General features: G+C 45.4%; 13 protein-coding genes and 1 pseudogene. All 14 read right to left on the bottom strand.

Translation table 11 applies throughout. The annotated features are described in order from the left end of the window. Positions 1-211: 211 nt before the first annotated feature. The 14 genes and pseudogenes from BCU07_RS15170 to BCU07_RS15105 all read right to left on the bottom strand — a co-directional run bounded on the left by BCU07_RS15170 (position 212) and on the right by BCU07_RS15105 (position 16419). A complete protein-coding gene (locus BCU07_RS15170; protein WP_102428119.1) occupies positions 212-676 on the bottom strand; it encodes a hypothetical protein in 465 nt (154 codons plus the stop codon). Positions 677-968: 292 nt separating this feature from the next. Beyond that, positions 969-3743 (bottom strand): M16 family metallopeptidase, encoded by a 2775-nt coding sequence (locus tag BCU07_RS15165; protein ID WP_102428118.1) that lies wholly within the window; start codon positions 3741-3743, stop codon positions 969-971. A gap of 297 nt (positions 3744-4040) precedes the next feature. Beyond that, entirely contained in the window at positions 4041-6803 is a 2763-nt protein-coding gene (locus BCU07_RS15160) for a M16 family metallopeptidase (RefSeq protein WP_102428174.1), read from the bottom strand. A 175-nt stretch (positions 6804-6978) separates the two neighbouring features. Then, on the bottom strand, positions 6979-7827 hold the full coding sequence (locus BCU07_RS15155) for a LytR/AlgR family response regulator transcription factor (RefSeq protein ID WP_102428117.1): 849 nt from the start codon (positions 7825-7827) through the stop codon (positions 6979-6981). A 72-nt stretch (positions 7828-7899) separates the two neighbouring features. After that, a complete protein-coding gene (locus tag BCU07_RS15150; protein ID WP_102428116.1) occupies positions 7900-8934 on the bottom strand; it encodes a sensor histidine kinase in 1035 nt (344 codons plus the stop codon). Then, positions 8934-10226 carry a hypothetical protein gene (locus tag BCU07_RS15145; protein ID WP_017066909.1) on the bottom strand — a complete coding sequence of 431 codons (1293 nt, stop codon included), beginning with the start codon at positions 10224-10226 and terminating at the stop codon, positions 8934-8936. Before BCU07_RS15145 ends, BCU07_RS15150 begins: the two co-directional genes overlap by 1 nt. A gap of 9 nt (positions 10227-10235) precedes the next feature. Further along, positions 10236-11018 carry an outer membrane lipoprotein-sorting protein gene (locus BCU07_RS15140; RefSeq protein ID WP_102428115.1) on the bottom strand — a complete coding sequence of 261 codons (783 nt, stop codon included), beginning with the start codon at positions 11016-11018 and terminating at the stop codon, positions 10236-10238. Further along, positions 11011-12309, bottom strand: coding sequence for an ABC transporter permease (locus BCU07_RS15135; RefSeq protein ID WP_102428114.1), 1299 nt, complete (start codon positions 12307-12309; stop codon positions 11011-11013). Before BCU07_RS15135 ends, BCU07_RS15140 begins: the two co-directional genes overlap by 8 nt. Next, the gene (locus tag BCU07_RS15130; protein ID WP_102428113.1) at positions 12297-12995 is read right to left on the bottom strand and encodes an ABC transporter ATP-binding protein; all 699 of its coding nucleotides are present in this window, start codon (positions 12993-12995) and stop codon (positions 12297-12299) included. The genes BCU07_RS15135 and BCU07_RS15130 overlap by 13 nt, the downstream gene beginning before the upstream one ends. Before the next feature lie 46 nt (positions 12996-13041). After that, the gene (locus BCU07_RS15125; RefSeq protein WP_017065104.1) at positions 13042-13722 is read right to left on the bottom strand and encodes a hypothetical protein; all 681 of its coding nucleotides are present in this window, start codon (positions 13720-13722) and stop codon (positions 13042-13044) included. Positions 13723-14182: 460 nt separating this feature from the next. Beyond that, entirely contained in the window at positions 14183-15058 is an 876-nt protein-coding gene (locus BCU07_RS15120; protein ID WP_102428112.1) for an NAD(P)-dependent oxidoreductase, read from the bottom strand. A gap of 12 nt (positions 15059-15070) precedes the next feature. Continuing rightward, positions 15071-15235, bottom strand: a pseudogene (locus BCU07_RS15115) (LysR family transcriptional regulator); the annotation flags it as partial. A gap of 161 nt (positions 15236-15396) precedes the next feature. After that, positions 15397-16113, bottom strand: coding sequence for a YebC/PmpR family DNA-binding transcriptional regulator (locus tag BCU07_RS15110; RefSeq protein WP_010432326.1), 717 nt, complete (start codon positions 16111-16113; stop codon positions 15397-15399). A gap of 96 nt (positions 16114-16209) precedes the next feature. After that, a complete protein-coding gene (locus tag BCU07_RS15105; RefSeq protein ID WP_008216860.1) occupies positions 16210-16419 on the bottom strand; it encodes a DUF3283 family protein in 210 nt (69 codons plus the stop codon). Positions 16420-16523 lie beyond the last annotated feature (104 nt).

The raw sequence follows: 16523 nt of genomic DNA, 5'->3' as shown, positions 1-16523 counted from the left end.
ATCGAGCATTTTAACCAGCTAGGGTGACCAGTTATTTACTACGATTGGTATGTCTAATATTTTGCGAACACGAGCGATGGCTAATCACGACCAGAACAAGCTGATTGAAAGATAGTGATGCTAAAGCTGATGTCGCTATGTTTTTTTTGATTAACTGGCGAGTTCAACGGGCACAAGTGACCATCGATACGACCAATTTAGGGTCAAACGATTAGCTAAGAAGTTCTCGGAAATGCGAGTATTGGATGTTGCCCTCTTTCCACCCAGCAAGCCGGGAGGACGGAGAACTCACAATGCTGGTCCAGTGCTGCTTGGAATCCAACAATGGTGTGTTGAAAAGCAGAGAAGCCAGTAATGAAGGGGGAGAGAAGTCGATCAGTAGGTGATAAGCAGGCTCAAGATCGGCCACGCTTTCTTGCTCATTACTGAGCATACGTCTGAAGTTTGCTGCTTGAAGGCTTGATTCGGTGTCGTGATAGTTGGAACTGTCACCAGAAGGTACTGTGCCAAACTGAGCCTTATCGCACTCTAAGTAGCTCGACGGATTATCTGTATCAGCTTGTTTACAAAGATCATTTTGTGAAGATTGCTCTTGAGCCGAGTATATTTGAAATGGCTTAGAAGGCAACGAATAGCCGTTAGAATTCACAAAGCCAAAGCTCAGTAAAAACAACATTAAGACTAATCGGGTACCCAGTTTAAGCAATCTAATATCCAAACAACATTCTCGTAGATCGTCAATCTACAATACAAATGAAACGCTGTCTTGATTTAAAACATTTTTTTAGAAAATGATTCGATGCAACCGATTAAGCACCCTCGCAATTTAGATTTACATAGATCTAAAACGGCTTAACAACAGGTGAGGCATAGACGTTATGAATGGTGGGAAAACAAGAAAGCCAAACGGTGCTCGCTTGGCTTTGAGTTGTCTCTTTCTGTTGGTTTCAAGCTTTAGGCTTTAGGCTTTAGGCTTTAGGACGCATGATGTTCTTAACCTTACGGCTATCTTCACCAAAGATGCGTTGGACAAGTTGATTCATGTCTTCCGCAGTAATCGACCTCGCCACTCGCTCAACTTGAGACAAAGCTTCGATATCGTAACCATGAAGTAAATAACGAGACAGGTACCATGCTTGGTCAATAGAGCTCATCTCGAGAGGCGTGAAGTCCGCTTCAAACTGTTTCACGACTGCGTGCATTTCCTTTTCAGAGACTCCTTGTAAAAGGTCTGCAATCACTTTATCGATCGCCACTTCGACTTGGTCAACGTTCTCCGGCGCTACCATCGCCCCGATAACCCACTCACCACTCAGCTCACTATCTGCGGATGATGAATACGTATATGGCGAGTAATCTAAGCTCAACTCTTCACGAATATAAGCATCTAAACGAGCCGCCAGCAGTCGTTCTAGCAAGTTTTCCGTGAAGATATCTTTTGCCGTTACGCCTTGGTCGGTTTCGGCTTCAGGTTCAGAGATGACTCGTAAGATGTACTCTGCACTATTCACATTGTTGATCGCTAAATCAATGCGTGATTCAGATGGCTGCTTGTAAGCCACCTTAAATTCAGGAACCTCAGCTTTTTCTAATGGAATCGAAGCCAAGTATTGCTCAACCAAAGGCTTTAATTCACTTGGGTCGATGTCACCCACGATCACCAATTGGTTATGCCTCATTTGACCAAACAATTGCTGATGAAGATTAGCGACGTCTTCCACAGAAACCGCTTCAACACGTTCTTTATCAACAAAGAGGTGGCCACTGTCTTGACGATAGATATTCTGGTTTCTTGCGCGCTCAAACTGACCGACAGGGCTGCTCAAGAAAGATTCTTGACCTTGTACAAACTCCTGTTTCACTGCCTCTAACTGCTCGGGAACAATTTTAGGCGCAGTTATGAAGGTATAAAGCGCAGCAAACGTATCTTTAAGTCCGTCTTTATTGATATTAAATTCAATACCATGACGAGTATTACCAATGAAAGAATCGGCGCTAATATTTTCACGATCAAAGTACGCTAAAAGCTCAGAGCCCGTAAACTCACCGACACCACTTCGAGCGAAGGTAGGTAACGCAACCTCAACAGCTGGGTACAAGCTCGGATCCAAAGCGGCTTTTCCGCCGAGGCTCATGTACATCACCCCAACATCATCACCTGCCTCATAATCACGCAGGTACCACATGTCGATGCCATTGCTTAACGTCCACTTTTGGATGTATGGGTCAATAGACATTTGTTCAGCAAGTACAACCTCGCCTTGCGAGCTAGGTACAGCAAAAGCGCTGGCTGTTCCAATCGCAAGCGGCGCAACTCCCGCCTCGCTATACGTGGCTTTTAAACTATCGAGAGAGTTGATGATCGCGGTTCTGTCTTCGGAGTCATCCATCCCAATAACAATAAAGTAATCATCAGAAAGTAGATTCTTGATGTTGTCGTTAATCACTTCAAGGCTCAAGTTAGCGATGAAAGCTTCCAAGCTTGCTTGATAATCTTTCTGTGATTGGACTATTCGATCATTGACTAACGCACTCACTTTGTAATTCGCGTGTTCAACACTGTCCATTTTATCCCAGTTATGCTCGATGTTATCCAGCAAGTCTTGGTAGTAGTACAGTTCGCCAGCAATATCCGTTTCCGAAACACCAAAATCACGCAATGATGCCAATGTAGAAAGCAGATCTTGTTGGATAACTTCACGGTCTCCAGCCGGAAACCCAACACTTATTGACGAATAGTAAAAAGCGCCCATTCGATAACTATCAGATGCAATCCATTGAGTCGGGAACGCGGCATCATTGAACACCGCTTCTAATCGTCGTTGAATCAATTGCTGAGCGGTTTCATCTAACCTGCGTTGATTCTGCTGAGCATGATTTTCAACTATATTTGAACCGCGGTTAAACGTCAGAGTGATGCTTGGCGCTTCTCTTCCTGCGTACTCAACATAATCATCTTCATTGAATGAGGTCGTTTTCTGTTTCTCTGGTCTCGGCGTATCGCCACGCTCCCAGCTAGAAAACTTTTCTTCAATAAGTGGAATCACAGTTTTGATGTCCACATCACCAGAAACGACCAGCTCAACTATTTGAGGTTGATACCAAGTCTGATAAAAGTTGGTGATGCCTTGAGGAGTAGCATTCACGATCGACGATTTAGTCCCTAATGCATCTTGCGATTCGTACGGGCCGCCTTCAACGAAGTAATCATAATATATATCTCCGAATGACTTATCATCGAGGCGAGCCATACGGAACTCACCAAGAACCACGCCTTTTTCTTTTTCGACTTCTGAACTTGATAGATCCAGGCCATCACCAATGTCACGCATCCACGTCAAAGCAGACTGCAATTGGATGTTATCTGGCAAATCTAACTGGTAGACCGTCTCTTCATAAGAAGTGTAGGCATTAATATCAGCACCAAAGCTAGCGCCTGCGTCTTCGAATAGACGAATCACATCGTTCTGAGAGAAGTTTTTACTGCCATTGAATGCCATGTGTTCCAAGAAGTGCGCGTAGCCTTCTTGTTGAGAAGTCTCTTGAATCGAACCGGCGTGCACGACTAAACGAACAGATACGGATTCTTCATGATCTGGATAAACATGATAAGTAAGGCCATTTTCTAGTTGGCCTGAAGTCCATGCAGGATCCGGCTGGATTGGCGTTTCGGTAGTTTTTGATGTTGAGCTACAGCCAACTAAGGTGAGGCATAGAGCCGTCGCTAAATAATATGTTTTCATAACAACCTCTTAATGTCATTCATCGACAATATACAGATTGAGCTAACGATTATTATTTAATATTGAACCTGATGAGTATCTTTGTGATCTGGATCTTTATTTTATAAATCACCAATCGTTATGTAAGATCGCTGTGCTCATTTAAAGTGGTGTTTTGATAAGAGCCTAATACATCGATTTTAGACTCGCTTGTCAGTGCAATAAAAAAAAGCCAAATGCTTGAACATTTGGCTTGTAAGTGAATCCACATATAAAAAGTAGAAGCGGCTTTCAAGAAAACCACTCACCTAACTAGACCTAACCTTGTGGGCTTAACAAATTCTTCAGCTGATAGCTGTTATCACCAAAAATTTCTTTCGCATACTCTGTCATGTCTTGACTAGAAATTGAGTCTGCCGTCCCCTGCAGGTCGAACAACACCTCAAAACCATAGTCATGAATCAAATAACGAGAAATAAACCAAGCTTGTTCGGTAGGCTTATATTTAAGTGGAGTAAGGTCCGCTACAAGCTGCTTAGCGGCCGTCCGAGTCTCATCTTCAGAAATCCCTTTTGCCGCTTCAGCAATGACCTTATCAATCGCCTGTTCAATTTTATCTGAGTTTTCTGGAGCCGTTAAAGAGCCGATTAACCAGTCATAACTCGGCTCACTGTCTTGTGCAACCGAGTACACATAAGGCGCATAATCCAAACCTAACTCTTCACGAACATAAGCCGTTAAACGGCTGGACAACACGCGCTGAAGCATATCGTCCATAAACACATCTTTTGCGGTTTGATCCCGAGCTTGCTGGGAAATCACACGCAATAAATACTGACTGCTGTCTTCATTATTGACGGATATATCCATTCGTTCTTTCGAATCAGGACTATAAGCCACCTGATAATCAGGAGACACAGCGGCTTCTAATGGCAACGATGCAACGTATTGACGCACAAGAGGCTTAATTTCAGCGGGGTTAATATCAGCAACAATAACCAATGTATTGTCTCTTAATTTTTGAAAGAGTTGATGCTGTACGTCTAGTATATCTTGCGACGTGACATCTTTAATATCGTCACTTTCAAGCATCATGTGACGGCTGCTTGTTTGATAGCTATTGCGATTAACCATCTGAATAAACTGACCAACTGGTGTTTCTAAATATGCTGTACGATCTTGAGCAAATTCAGACTTCACAGCCTCAAGCTGGGCACTGTCTATTTTAGGTTCGGTTACAATGGTATGGAGCGCAGCTAAACCCTCTGCAAGCGTCTTTTTCTTGGCGCTTATTTCTAAACCATGATGAGTAAAGTTGATAAAGGGGTAGATTTCAATGTCTTCGCGTCTCAAGTGAGCGGTGAACTCCGAACCACTAAATTTACCAACACCACTGCGAATCGAAGCTGGCAGAGCAATCTCTACAGCAGGAAACAGCGAAGGACTCAGCGCCGCTTTCCCCCCCTCACTTGCATAGTAAACCCCAACACTATTACCAGCCTCAGAGTTACGGAGATACAAAACTTCAATGCCGTTGCTTAGTGTCCATTGCTTCAAATTAGGATCGTCACTCACCTGAACTTGTTTTACAATTTCACCTTGAGACGCTGGTACACTAAACGCCGAGCTTGCAGTAACGAGCAATGGTCTGTTACCTGTCTTTTTATAGGCTTTTCTGACATCTTTTAGCTCGTTATTCATTGCCTGCAAGTCTTCTTTAGACGATAAACCTAATCCCAAAATATATGGACTAGAAAGTAAATCATCTAAATTATCATTTACGGCTTCTAGATCCGTACTCGAAAGAAACTCTTTCAAGCTCGACTTATAATCAAGCTGTGATTGAACCGTTTGGTTAATCACCAGCGCCGTCGACTTACCGTCAGCATGAGCTACTGCGTCCATTCTCTCCCAGTTAGCTTGAATGTCATCAAGGTTAGCTTGGTATTGCTGTATCACACTCGTGAATTCATATTCGCTCACACCATAATCACGCAATGAGGCGAGAGTAGAAATAAACTGCTGCTGGCTTTGCTCTCGACTATCGATAGGAAAGCCAACCGTAGTAATGGAATACCTTTGGTACTCTAAGAAATAGGGAGTCGAAGCAACCCATTGCACTGGCAATGCAGCGTCAACAAAATCTGAATTCAACCTTTGTTGGATGAGTTGTTGAGCAATATCATCTAGCCAAAGCTGATGTTGTTGCTCATGGCTCTGTGTCACTCTTTGCCCACGCTCAATCACTATCCCGATGCTCGGTGGCTCGCTCCCAGCTCCATACGCCACAAAATCTTGAGTATTGTAATCCGCTGACGTGTTCTTCACGGGAACCGGTGTTGTGCCTCTTTGCCAATCAGAGAAAGTTTCTTCAATCAAAGGGATCACTTCTGCCAGAGTGATATCACCAGAGACAATCACCTCGGCTAACTGAGGTTGATACCAGGTTTGGTAATAGTTATTTAACTCTTGAACATTCGCATTAGAAACGGATTCTTTATTGCCAATGGGATCGTTGGTTTGGTAATTCGTGCCTTCAACCATATGATCGTAGAATTTAAATGAGAGAGGCTTATTTTCAACTCGTGTGTGTCGAAATTCTCCTAATATCACCCCTTTCTCTTTTTCGATCTCAGCGCCGGACAGCAGTAAACCATCGCCAATATCTCTAAACCATGCCAACGCTTTATCTAGATTCTTGTTGTCGGGTAGATCTAACTTATAGAGGGTTTCTTGATAAGAGGTATAAGCATTTAAGTCAGCGCCAAAGCTAGCACCAGATTGCTCAAATAACTCTACTACATCATTCCCTGAAAAATTGTTGCTGCCATTAAACGCCATGTGCTCAACAAAATGGGCATAACCTTTTTGTTGATCGCTCTCTTGAAAAGAGCCGGCATGCACAAGTAAGCGTACCGATACTGGTTGTTCTCGGTCAGGGTAAACGTGGTAGGTTAAACCGTTATCTAATTCACCTGTGACCCAATATGGATCGGATTTCAATAACGTTTGTTGATGAGGAGTAGAACTGCAACCTAGCAATGTGGAGCTCAATACGACGACTAAATAGTATGCTTTCATAACGATCTCTTTGAAGGGCTTTGCTTCAATATATCCGATCGCCAAAGTGTAATAATTCGCCATTAAATCAAACGACTAAAATTTTAGAGTCACTCGATATAAATATGAAAGTGTTTAATTTATAAATTACATGAATCAATTATAAAGGTGATATGTCGCGCCTTTTGCTCGTACGCTACATACCCTTAAACAACGCTTGCGAGGCACGGCTGATCGGTAGCTTTTCCCCTGACACATACGCCGACATCTGACCTGAGAGCCCTTTCTTCACCTTATCAATGGCGGAAACTTTCACTACCACTGAACGGTGGATTTGCCAAAACTCATCAGGATTGAGTTGCGCTATCAACTCTTTTAGTGACACGCGAAGAATATACTCCTCTAGCGATCCCCCTTGACCCTTCTTAAATATAGACACGTACTTGTCTTCTGCTTTGAAGTAAGCGACATCATCGACGGCGATTAGGTGAATGTCTTCCCCTACACTGGCTTTGAGCCATGTGAGATACTTTTTCTGCGATAGATAAGGAGGCTGCGTTTGCTGTGACGTCGACTGGGATAGTTGTTGAAGCTGAGCCATTAACGCCGTGATATAGGGCTGTTCTGGCGTGGTACCTGTTTGTGTTTGATTGCTCGACAGACGCGCTTGCACTTTCTGACATGTGGCCAGTAAACGCTCTTCATTGATTGGCTTAAGCAGGTAGTCCATCGCATTGTGATCAAAAGCTTTGACCGCGTATTCGTCATAAGCCGTGATAAACACAATCAATGGCGGTGAATCTAACTTGTTGAGTTGTTTCGCCAGAGAGATACCATCCAGTTCCGGCATACGAATATCGAGAAAAGCCACGTCGGGCTTAAGCTGCTGAATACTCTGCATCGCCTCCAAACCGTTTTGTGCTTTACTGACGATTTCTAACTCCGGCCAAACCTCAGCAAGGCTCTTGTCTAAGTGGTGCCTTAACAGTGCTTCATCGTCTGCGATTATCGCCGTTACGCTCGGCTGTACTGTTGGGTTGTTCATGGTTAGTCCTTTAAATTCACACTGTAAATCGTCTATTTTGCGTCACTGTTCGGTGTTTTCTGATCTGTAATTCTAGGCGGCTGCCTCAGTCAACGGTAACAAGATCGTCGAGACTACCCCGCCTTCAGCGTGTTCAGTAATCGTTAGGCTCGCCTTATCACCATACAGGGTTTCGATTCTTTGACGAATATTGCTTAACCCAACACCGTGACCCGTATTCGCAGAAGGCGTTTTCAACCCAGCGCCATTATCAGCCACTTCAATTTTTAGCTGCTGTGCTTGTTGAGTAATACGAATATTCACTTGGCCACCAGCGGCTTTGGGCTCGATGCCGTGCGTGAGTGCGTTCTCGACCAAAGGTTGAATCAAGAACGGTGGAATCACCTGCAAATCGCTAATCTCGTGTATTTCAATCGAGAACGTTAAGCGCTCACCCAAGCGTATCTTTTGGATATTAAGATAAGCGTCTAACAAGTCGACCTCTTGTGCGATGGTCGATTGCTCGGTGCGGCTGTTTTTCAGAGTTACACGTAATAAGTCAGTCAGTTTTTCGAGCATCAACTTGGCTTTCGCGCTGTCACTCTCAATCAATACATTGATGGTCGCAAGCGTGTTGAACAAGAAGTGCGGTTCAATTTGGCTTTGCAGTTGTTTAAGCTGGCTTAGCACCACCACCTTTTCTTGGTCGGCCTGACGACGCTTGGCCACTTCCAATTCGTTATCGGCACGTAACTGCTGCTCCCGAGTATAGAAATAGTAATAGCAAACCGAACAAAAGATCACACCAAGCAGAATCACAGACTTAAGATCGGAAAGGTTAGAGCCGAAAAAGCCGTTCAACCAATAGTGTGCATTCAAGGTACCAAGGGTCATTGCAATCACCATTGATACCCCTACATCAAATGCCTTTGATTTCCTTTTGAATAGTTCAACCAACACAAACGAAGAGCCAACTGCGCTGTAGCCAAAGCCGAAGCTGATGGCCAAGTTAAGCGTAAACCCGCCTCCCCAAATCGTATTGGTTGTAATTGCAATAAGAACGCAAAATAGCGTAGTGAACGCGAAGCTTTTAATCCATGAAAAGCGACTGTTTGAAGAAGTGTCCATTAAAATCGTCCTTTGATATTTAAGAGAATCATATGACTATCGGGTAAACTGGCGTAAGCAGAATCACTTTTACCACCTAGAAAGCGTGCAGCAAGTTCCAAATCCAACGATGAATTGCCATTATCTAAAGCCTGATAATTGAGCCACTGAGTCGCAATAAAACCGCCATCTTGAGGAGACAACATGACATCGAATGTTGGCGTGATATCTTCAAGCCAGCCATGTGTCGAATCCAGAGACCAATGAAACATGATGTTGTGTTGAACCAAATTGGCGTGCTGATAACCTTGAGCATAAGAACCTACCAACGAAGATGTCATCGGATTAACCGACAAAGACTCTGCACTTTCTATCGCGCTTTGCCACTCAGAATGACTCCAAGCACGGCTATCAAACCAGTATTCCAGCACCACATTATGGCCCGTGTCATTGGCCCATGTTAATCCTGCTAACGCTTGATAAGCCTCGCCCTGCTCTTCAAGATAAACCGGTTTAAGCATTGAATCCGGCTGACTGTAGCCAAGGCTTTGTCGCTGATAAACCACCGAGCCATGAAACTCCCAAGCGAGATTCAACACCGACACTAAACTCGCCCCAAGTAAGCCATGGCGTACATCGTCGTAATAAGCGACCCACTGATATTCGTGGTCGCCAACCAGATTGTAACGACGTATCCCAAAGCCTTGTTGCTGATTCTGCTTTTCGAATTCATTTACGTCTTGGGAAGTCCATGACGAATCGCTGTAAAGCAGTGTCCATTCGCCCGTCATATCGAACAGTGACGCTGAAGCCACACCGGCGCCCTCTTCTGCGACAATGCCAACAGGGTTTTGTCGGTAAGGCTTGATAATGTCTAACGGTCGGTAGCCATAACCAACACCCCAATCTAGGCGAACCTTACCGAGTGTCACATCAAGGTAGTGATCACCGAACGCTGAATTAGACAGTTCAACACCACCTTGCCAAAACAGCTCGCGCGCAATGAATTCCGATTCAAAGCTCGCGTCTTGGTCTTGAGGAGTATTAGTCAAAATATCATTGGCTTTCACGGCAAACAGGCCAAGCCAATTGCCATATCCAACTTCAAGATCCAACAAACCATTGAGTGACTGACGATTATCAGATGCAAAAGGGCTAAATGGCGACTCTCGCGATTCAACGGCTTCAGCACTCAGTTGCCAGTCCCACGCTAGGCTCAGATCGTCCGCTTGAGTCGTGTTACTCACACAAGACAATGCAAGAAAGCTAGCGATTAAAGGCTTAATGTGGAATCGACGACTAGAAGCTTTCATGGCACCCACCTAAAGCCCAGACACGCTATTACGTGATAAGTAAGCAGGGTTGTAGTATTTGTCCGCTAAAGCTTGTTCGCTTACCCCGCGGTACTCAATCACGGTTTTCTTACTTGGTTGAATCTTATCGAGCAAAGTCATCGAAACTACACTTGGCAAGCCATCTCGCACGCCTTCAGTAAACCAAGCTTGCTTGGCTAACTTACCTGAACGCAGATACAGATCCGCTTTAACAGGAAACGCTCGGTCTGCCGTTAACCACAGATCAATCGATTGATAGCTGGCACCCTTGGTTTTCGCCGTTAGCTTTAGATGATAAGTATCGAGTGTCTCGCCAGTCGACCTCTCAACCTGTTGCTCGGCAACCCACTTACCTTGGTAATCTTCGCTCCAAGTGAGCGTGGAAATGTCCCCTACCGAAGCTTCACCCAAGAGTTTCTGCATTGGTGTGATTCGGATAGGTCGGCGCGATTTCGGCATCAGTAACCAATAGTTGTCCTCTATCATCAGCATCTTTTGACCCGCCTCGACCGCCGACTTGAACACGACCAGCGACTCTCGGTTTGGTCTTGTGTAGACGTTGTATTCGCGGGTTTTGTCTAGTTGCTCGTCTTGATATAGCGCCACCAGAGAAACCACTTTAGACGCCTGTTCGCTGTTCAAGCGATAGCTATCCGCCTTGGCGATCATCTCTGTGACTTGTTGTGAATCGACTGCCCAGCTTGGTGTCGATGCTAGAACCAAAACCAATACAGAACCTAAAACAGTGAGTGAACGAGTTAATTTACACATAAACCAGCGCCTCCGTGATTGGCTTATTTACGCCTTTGCGAGCAGAGAAATAAGCAGCCAGCAAACATATCGTCAGCACACCCAAAGTGGCGTAACCAACCAATTCCAATGAGAAGTAAATGTTGAGTGGGTAGCCCTCGGTTCGACCCGGAGGTGGCGGCATTTGTATATCAACCACCAGCAATAACAGCGACACCAAACCACTCACTAACGCGCCTATTGCACTGCCAATCATCGCCAGTAATCCCGCTTCTTTTAAGAAGCCCGCGACGATTTCAGAGGGGTAACTGCCGAGTGCTGACAAGGTGCCGATTTCACGAGTGCGTTCGGTCACCGACATGGTCATGGTGTTAAACAGCGACACGAACACCACCAATGCCATCACAGCACCCATGATGCCGAAGATACGGTCGTAAAGCTCTTTAACCTTGGTGTAGAAAAACGCGCGATCTTGCCATGGGGTGATCTCGATCTCTGTGCCTTGATCGTTTTGGCTAGCGCTATTTCGATCTAAAGCAGTTTGGATACGCGGTTGAACGGTCGAGGTCTTGCTGGTTTCAAAAAGGAATACCGACAAGGTGCTCACTTTGTCTGAGGCCAAAAGCTCTTGAGCAGTGGTGATGTGTACGTAAAGCTGACGCTTATCCAGCTCAGGCACCCCTGTCGAGTAGATGCCCTGCACCTTAAAATCAAAGGCATTCAAAGCGCCATCACTAGTAGTCGCAAGCAGTGTAACCCAATCACCAACCGCAACTTTGAGGTTACGAGCAAGGTCGGTTCCCAGCATCACTTGTGGCTCTTGGTTGTCGTATCTTGGTGATTTCACATCCGATAGGGTTTGACCACTGCGCACATCAAGGAAAGGTCCTTTCATGTCGAACTCACGCTCATTAACGCCCGTTCCCATAAAAATGGTCGACTTACTGCCATTAGACACCAAGCCACTAAAGTAGACTCGCGGCTGCACACCACGCACGTCGCTGTCGCCAATAATGCTCTTTGTGAGCGCTTGAACGTTATCCAGACCATTGCTCAGCGGCATGTCTTCGTCTTGTTCAAAATATCCCGGCGTACTCAAAGTAAGATGACCAGTATCGCGCGCGGTCGATTCACGCAAAGATTCATAGGTGTAAAGCCCATAACCTCCGGCCGAGGTCATCGCAAATACGGCAATTGCGATGATCAATACCGAGAGCAGACTGCGTCGACCATTTCTCAATAAATTAAGCCACGCCAAACGCACCGAGGTAGGAAGCAAAAAAGTGCTCATTCTTTGTGTTAACTTGCCCATGAGATCGCCTCCGTAGTTGCAGCTTGTGGCGCCAGTTGTCCATCGATAAGTTCAATCACTCGGTCACAACGCTGCGCCATTCTTGGGTCGTGCGTTGCGACAATAAAAGTCGTGCCCATTTCGTGGCCAAGCTCTTTCATAATGTCGATCACCAGGTTGGCGGTGTGACTGTCTAGGCTTGCAGTCGGCTCATCAGCAATCACTAAGCTTGGGTTGTGGATCAGCGCTCTGGCTATCGCGACACGTTGTTGCTGGCCACCTGAAAGATTGTCTGGGCGATGATGTACATATTCGCCTAGCCCAACACGCTCCAACATCTCTTGTGCTCTGGTCTGCTGTTCTTGTTTCGAACATTGGTTCAACATCAATGGGTAGGCCACGTTCTCAAGTGCCGTCATCACTGGAACCAGATTGAAGCGCTGAAATACAAAACCCAACGACTGACGGCGAAAGCGTGCAGCGGCGATTTGCTCTGTCGGATACGGTTGGCCATCAATATTGATCTGTCCTCGATAGCTCATATCCAACAAACCAAGAATATTCAAAAGTGTGCTTTTTCCAGAACCCGACGGGCCACACAACGCCACCATTTCACCGCGCTGGATATGGCCATCGACCCCGTTTAATGCATCAACACGTTGACCGCCTGTGACATATGCTTTGCCGATATCTTTAAATTCAATCATCCCGTTTTCCTCTGATTACTAACCAACTGTTTAGCTTCCATGCCCTTTATTTCGCTTTCGCTATTAGGGCCTTCGCAGTCATCGTTTCGATGTTGTCGGCATCGGCCGTTTCCATTTGCTCTAGCCACGCTTGTGCTTGCGTTAGGTCTTCAGCACGAATCGATGCCTCAATCGCATAACGGTAAATCCACGATGTCACAGCGAAATGCTGTTGCTGGAAAGCATCTTCAGCCAATAGCGAGAGGAACAGGTCATAACCACGATCGAAATGATTAAACATGTCTGGCAGAGAGGTGTAAGTAACGGCGGCCATTGCGCGAGTTAGGTAAGAATCTGGCAGCCCTTGAACACGGGGTTGTTCATGAATTGGTTGGTCTTCGTCTTTCAGCAGCACCAGTGATTTATCAATGGTTGATAAGCCTCTCTCCACATACTTCATCTTGTTCCAAGGTAAGAACGCATCACGCCCCATCAGGGTTTCTGTGCTTCCTAAATAAACTAAAGTCAGTGGCGTAGCGCCGTCTTGTTGCAGCGTGTCATTAAGGCGTTCATAAGCCACCTCAACCAAGTCTTCATTGCCTTGCGCCGCTTGGTTGTAGATATCGAGCACGTCTGAACTCGGGTTCGCTAAAGCTAACGACGGTGCAAACGAAACAAGAGCAATCAGCAATGAACGCTTAAGCACAGAAGTTGTAGAGCCTGAATTAAATGAGTGTGAAGTAGTCATGATTTCTAATCCCTTTCAAATGTTGACGTTGAAAGGTTAACTAGAATTTGTCGTGCAGTTTTACCAATGCGACGAATGGTAATTATAAGGAGTGAATGGTTGAGAGGCGGTGTGAGTGGGGTCTCAACCTTATAGGAACTAGACGAACACTATTCGCATAATTAGCCATAGTTACCTCCCCCTCTAACTCCCCCTCAATCTGGGTTCATCAATATCTCTAGATCTTTAGCAGAGGGGGAGAACTTTCTTTAGCACTGAACATATATCGACACTTTTAACGATCGATGTTCTATTCCTCCCCTCTCCACGATCAGCAAGGGATCTACATATGAATCAAGGGGAGGCTAGGAGGGGATTTATTTTGGATTAACGCACTCGGCAGAGCTCAAACCAAAAAAATAGCCGCTAATCCGCGGCTATTTTTAGTTATCTAAACGAAGTTCCTATTACTTCGATCTTTCTACTTCTTTGTCTCTTCAACCACGGCTTTCATCAATACTGATGTATCCATGCGGCCTTGTCCTTCGGCAGACAGTGCCTTGTAGGCGTTGTTGGTCTTTTCAGTCAGTGGAAGCTGGATGCCTTGGCGCTCAGCTTCATCTAGACAGAAACCTAAGTCTTTGATCATCCAATCAATTGCAAAGCCAAAATCGAACTTGTCTTGTGCCATTGTGGTAGCACGGTTTTCCATCTGCCATGAGCCAGCAGCGCCGTTTTTAAGGCAATCAACCAGAGTTGGGATATCCAAACCTGATTTTTCAGCAAGCACTAAGCCTTCAGATAAGCCATTCAACACTCCTGCAATGCAGATCTGGTTAACCATTTTCGCGCGTTGGCCTTGGCCGACTTTACCCATAAGAACTGACGACTTACCGTAAGCTTCGAACACAGGTTGAAGGTCGTTGAAAAGCGCTTGTTCGCCACCACACATGATGGTTAGCACGCCATTTTCTGCGCCCGCTTGGCCACCAGATACAGGTGCATCCATAAAGCGAATACCGGCTTGCTTCGCTGCCACTTCAAGCTCTTCAGACAGAACTGCAGACGTTGTAGTGTGATCGACAAGAATCGCGTTTGGCTTCATCGCTGCCAATGCGCCTGTTTCGCTGGTTGTCATGCTGCGTACGTCGTCATCGTTACCCACACAAACCAATACCACGTCAGCTTCCGCTACACACTCAGCCACAGATTCAGCCGCTTTACCTTGGTGTTTATCAGCCCAGCCTAGCGCTTTGCTGTGAGTGCGGTTAAATACCGTTACTTCAAAACCGGCTTTGACTAGATGGCCTGCCATTGGGAAACCCATAACGCCTAGCCCGATAAAACTTACTTTCATTTCTTTCTCCTTTTATTTGACCAAACCATCGCTATGAAAAGATCGAACACTCTCAATCAATGCATCAATAAGCAGGGTCAAAGCCTTTGGCTGATATTTTCTTTCTTTGTACACTAAATACGCTTGGCGATCACCCCGATGATACTCAGGGAGTACTTAAATCAGATTCATGTCGGGATAAGACGAACAATATAATGAAGTTCAGCGATAAATCGCGACCAGAGAACGCTTTGTCAGCCGTACATTATGGAACGATGATCAAGGAAAATCAGGTATAACGTTCATAAAAAAACCGAGCACTAGGCTCGGTTTTTTAATAACTGTTGTTACTGTAAAGATTACAGCTCAGCGTTGTGGTAAACCTGCTGAACGTCATCACAGTCGTCAAGCATGTCTAAGAACTTCTGGAACTTCTCAGAATCTTCTTCAGCTACTGGTGTAGTCGTTTGAGGAACGAAAGTGATTTCCTCAACGTCTAGCGTTAGCTCTGGGAACGCTGTGTTTAGTGCAGTCTTCGTTTTGAAGAACTCAGTCGTTGGAGCGAATACAGTGATTACACCGTCTTCTAGCTCAACGTCAGTCACGTCTACGTCTTCCATCATAAGCGTTTCTAGGATGATCTCGTCATCTTCGCCTTTGAACTGGAATACAGCTTGGTGAGCGAACATGTGAGACACAGTACCTTCAACACCGATTTTCGCGCCAGTCTTAACGAAACATTGACGAACGTCTTGGAAAGTACGGTTGCCGTTATCAGTTAGACAGTCAACGATTACACTTGTGCCACCTGGGCCAAAACCTTCGTAACGAGCTGGTTGGAAGTCTTCACCGCCGCCGCCATTCGCTTTATCGATCGCTTTTTCGATAACGTGTGCTGGTACTTGGTCTTTCTTCGCTTTAGCAATCAGGTGCTTAAGAGGTAGGTTCATGTCTGGGTCAGAGCTGCCGTTCTTAGCCAGTACGTAAATCTCTTTACCGTATTTAGAATAAACTTTAATTTTTGCGCCTGCAGTTTTCGCCATTGAGGCCTTGCGCACTTCAAAACTTCTTCCCATCGGGATCTTCTCTCTGATTCAATTAACGGTGCAAATTCTAGCAAATTACTGTGTCATTTCAATTCTACAGCACTGCTGGGCAAGGTTTGTCTGCGTTTATGCGACACCCATTACCCGTTTGTATTTTTCTACAGACTGTTCAAACCACACCTTTTCATCTGGGTCACCTAGCTTCATTGCTTCTTCAACAATGGCTTCAGGGCCACATTTCGCTTGCTTCAGTTTCCATACAAGAAACGATGCTTGCTTATCCAGTTCGATTTTATTTTTCTCGCTGGGTGGAAGGAGTGAAAGGTTGATAGACATTGCTAGCCTTCGTCTGTAATACACTTGGCCGAGAAATATATCATAGAGCAGCCTCATAAAACCAATACTATGAGTAACAGAAAGGGTTTATGAGACCCGAAACC

This window comes from Vibrio sp. 10N.261.54.E10 (genome assembly GCF_002877735.2).
In the GTDB taxonomy this organism is placed as follows: domain Bacteria; phylum Pseudomonadota; class Gammaproteobacteria; order Enterobacterales; family Vibrionaceae; genus Vibrio; species Vibrio crassostreae_C.
This window is presented reverse-complemented; position numbering and strand designations above follow the sequence as displayed.

Coding starts and splice junctions, on each gene's coding strand:
- BCU07_RS15145 (WP_017066909.1), bottom strand. CDS start 10,226: ATGAAAGCTTCTAGTCGTCGATTCCACATTAAGCCTTTAATCGCTAGC.
- BCU07_RS15160 (WP_102428174.1), bottom strand. CDS start 6,803: ATGAAAGCATACTATTTAGTCGTCGTATTGAGCTCCACATTGCTAGGT.
- BCU07_RS15135 (WP_102428114.1), bottom strand. CDS start 12,309: ATGGGCAAGTTAACACAAAGAATGAGCACTTTTTTGCTTCCTACCTCG.
- BCU07_RS15150 (WP_102428116.1), bottom strand. CDS start 8,934: ATGGACACTTCTTCAAACAGTCGCTTTTCATGGATTAAAAGCTTCGCG.
- BCU07_RS15140 (WP_102428115.1), bottom strand. CDS start 11,018: ATGTGTAAATTAACTCGTTCACTCACTGTTTTAGGTTCTGTATTGGTT.
- BCU07_RS15130 (WP_102428113.1), bottom strand. CDS start 12,995: ATGATTGAATTTAAAGATATCGGCAAAGCATATGTCACAGGCGGTCAA.
- BCU07_RS15170 (WP_102428119.1), bottom strand. CDS start 676: ATGTTGTTTTTACTGAGCTTTGGCTTTGTGAATTCTAACGGCTATTCG.
- BCU07_RS15120 (WP_102428112.1), bottom strand. CDS start 15,058: ATGAAAGTAAGTTTTATCGGGCTAGGCGTTATGGGTTTCCCAATGGCA.
- BCU07_RS15110 (WP_010432326.1), bottom strand. CDS start 16,113: ATGGGAAGAAGTTTTGAAGTGCGCAAGGCCTCAATGGCGAAAACTGCA.
- BCU07_RS15105 (WP_008216860.1), bottom strand. CDS start 16,419: ATGTCTATCAACCTTTCACTCCTTCCACCCAGCGAGAAAAATAAAATC.
- BCU07_RS15165 (WP_102428118.1), bottom strand. CDS start 3,743: ATGAAAACATATTATTTAGCGACGGCTCTATGCCTCACCTTAGTTGGC.
- BCU07_RS15155 (WP_102428117.1), bottom strand. CDS start 7,827: ATGAACAACCCAACAGTACAGCCGAGCGTAACGGCGATAATCGCAGAC.
- BCU07_RS15125 (WP_017065104.1), bottom strand. CDS start 13,722: ATGACTACTTCACACTCATTTAATTCAGGCTCTACAACTTCTGTGCTT.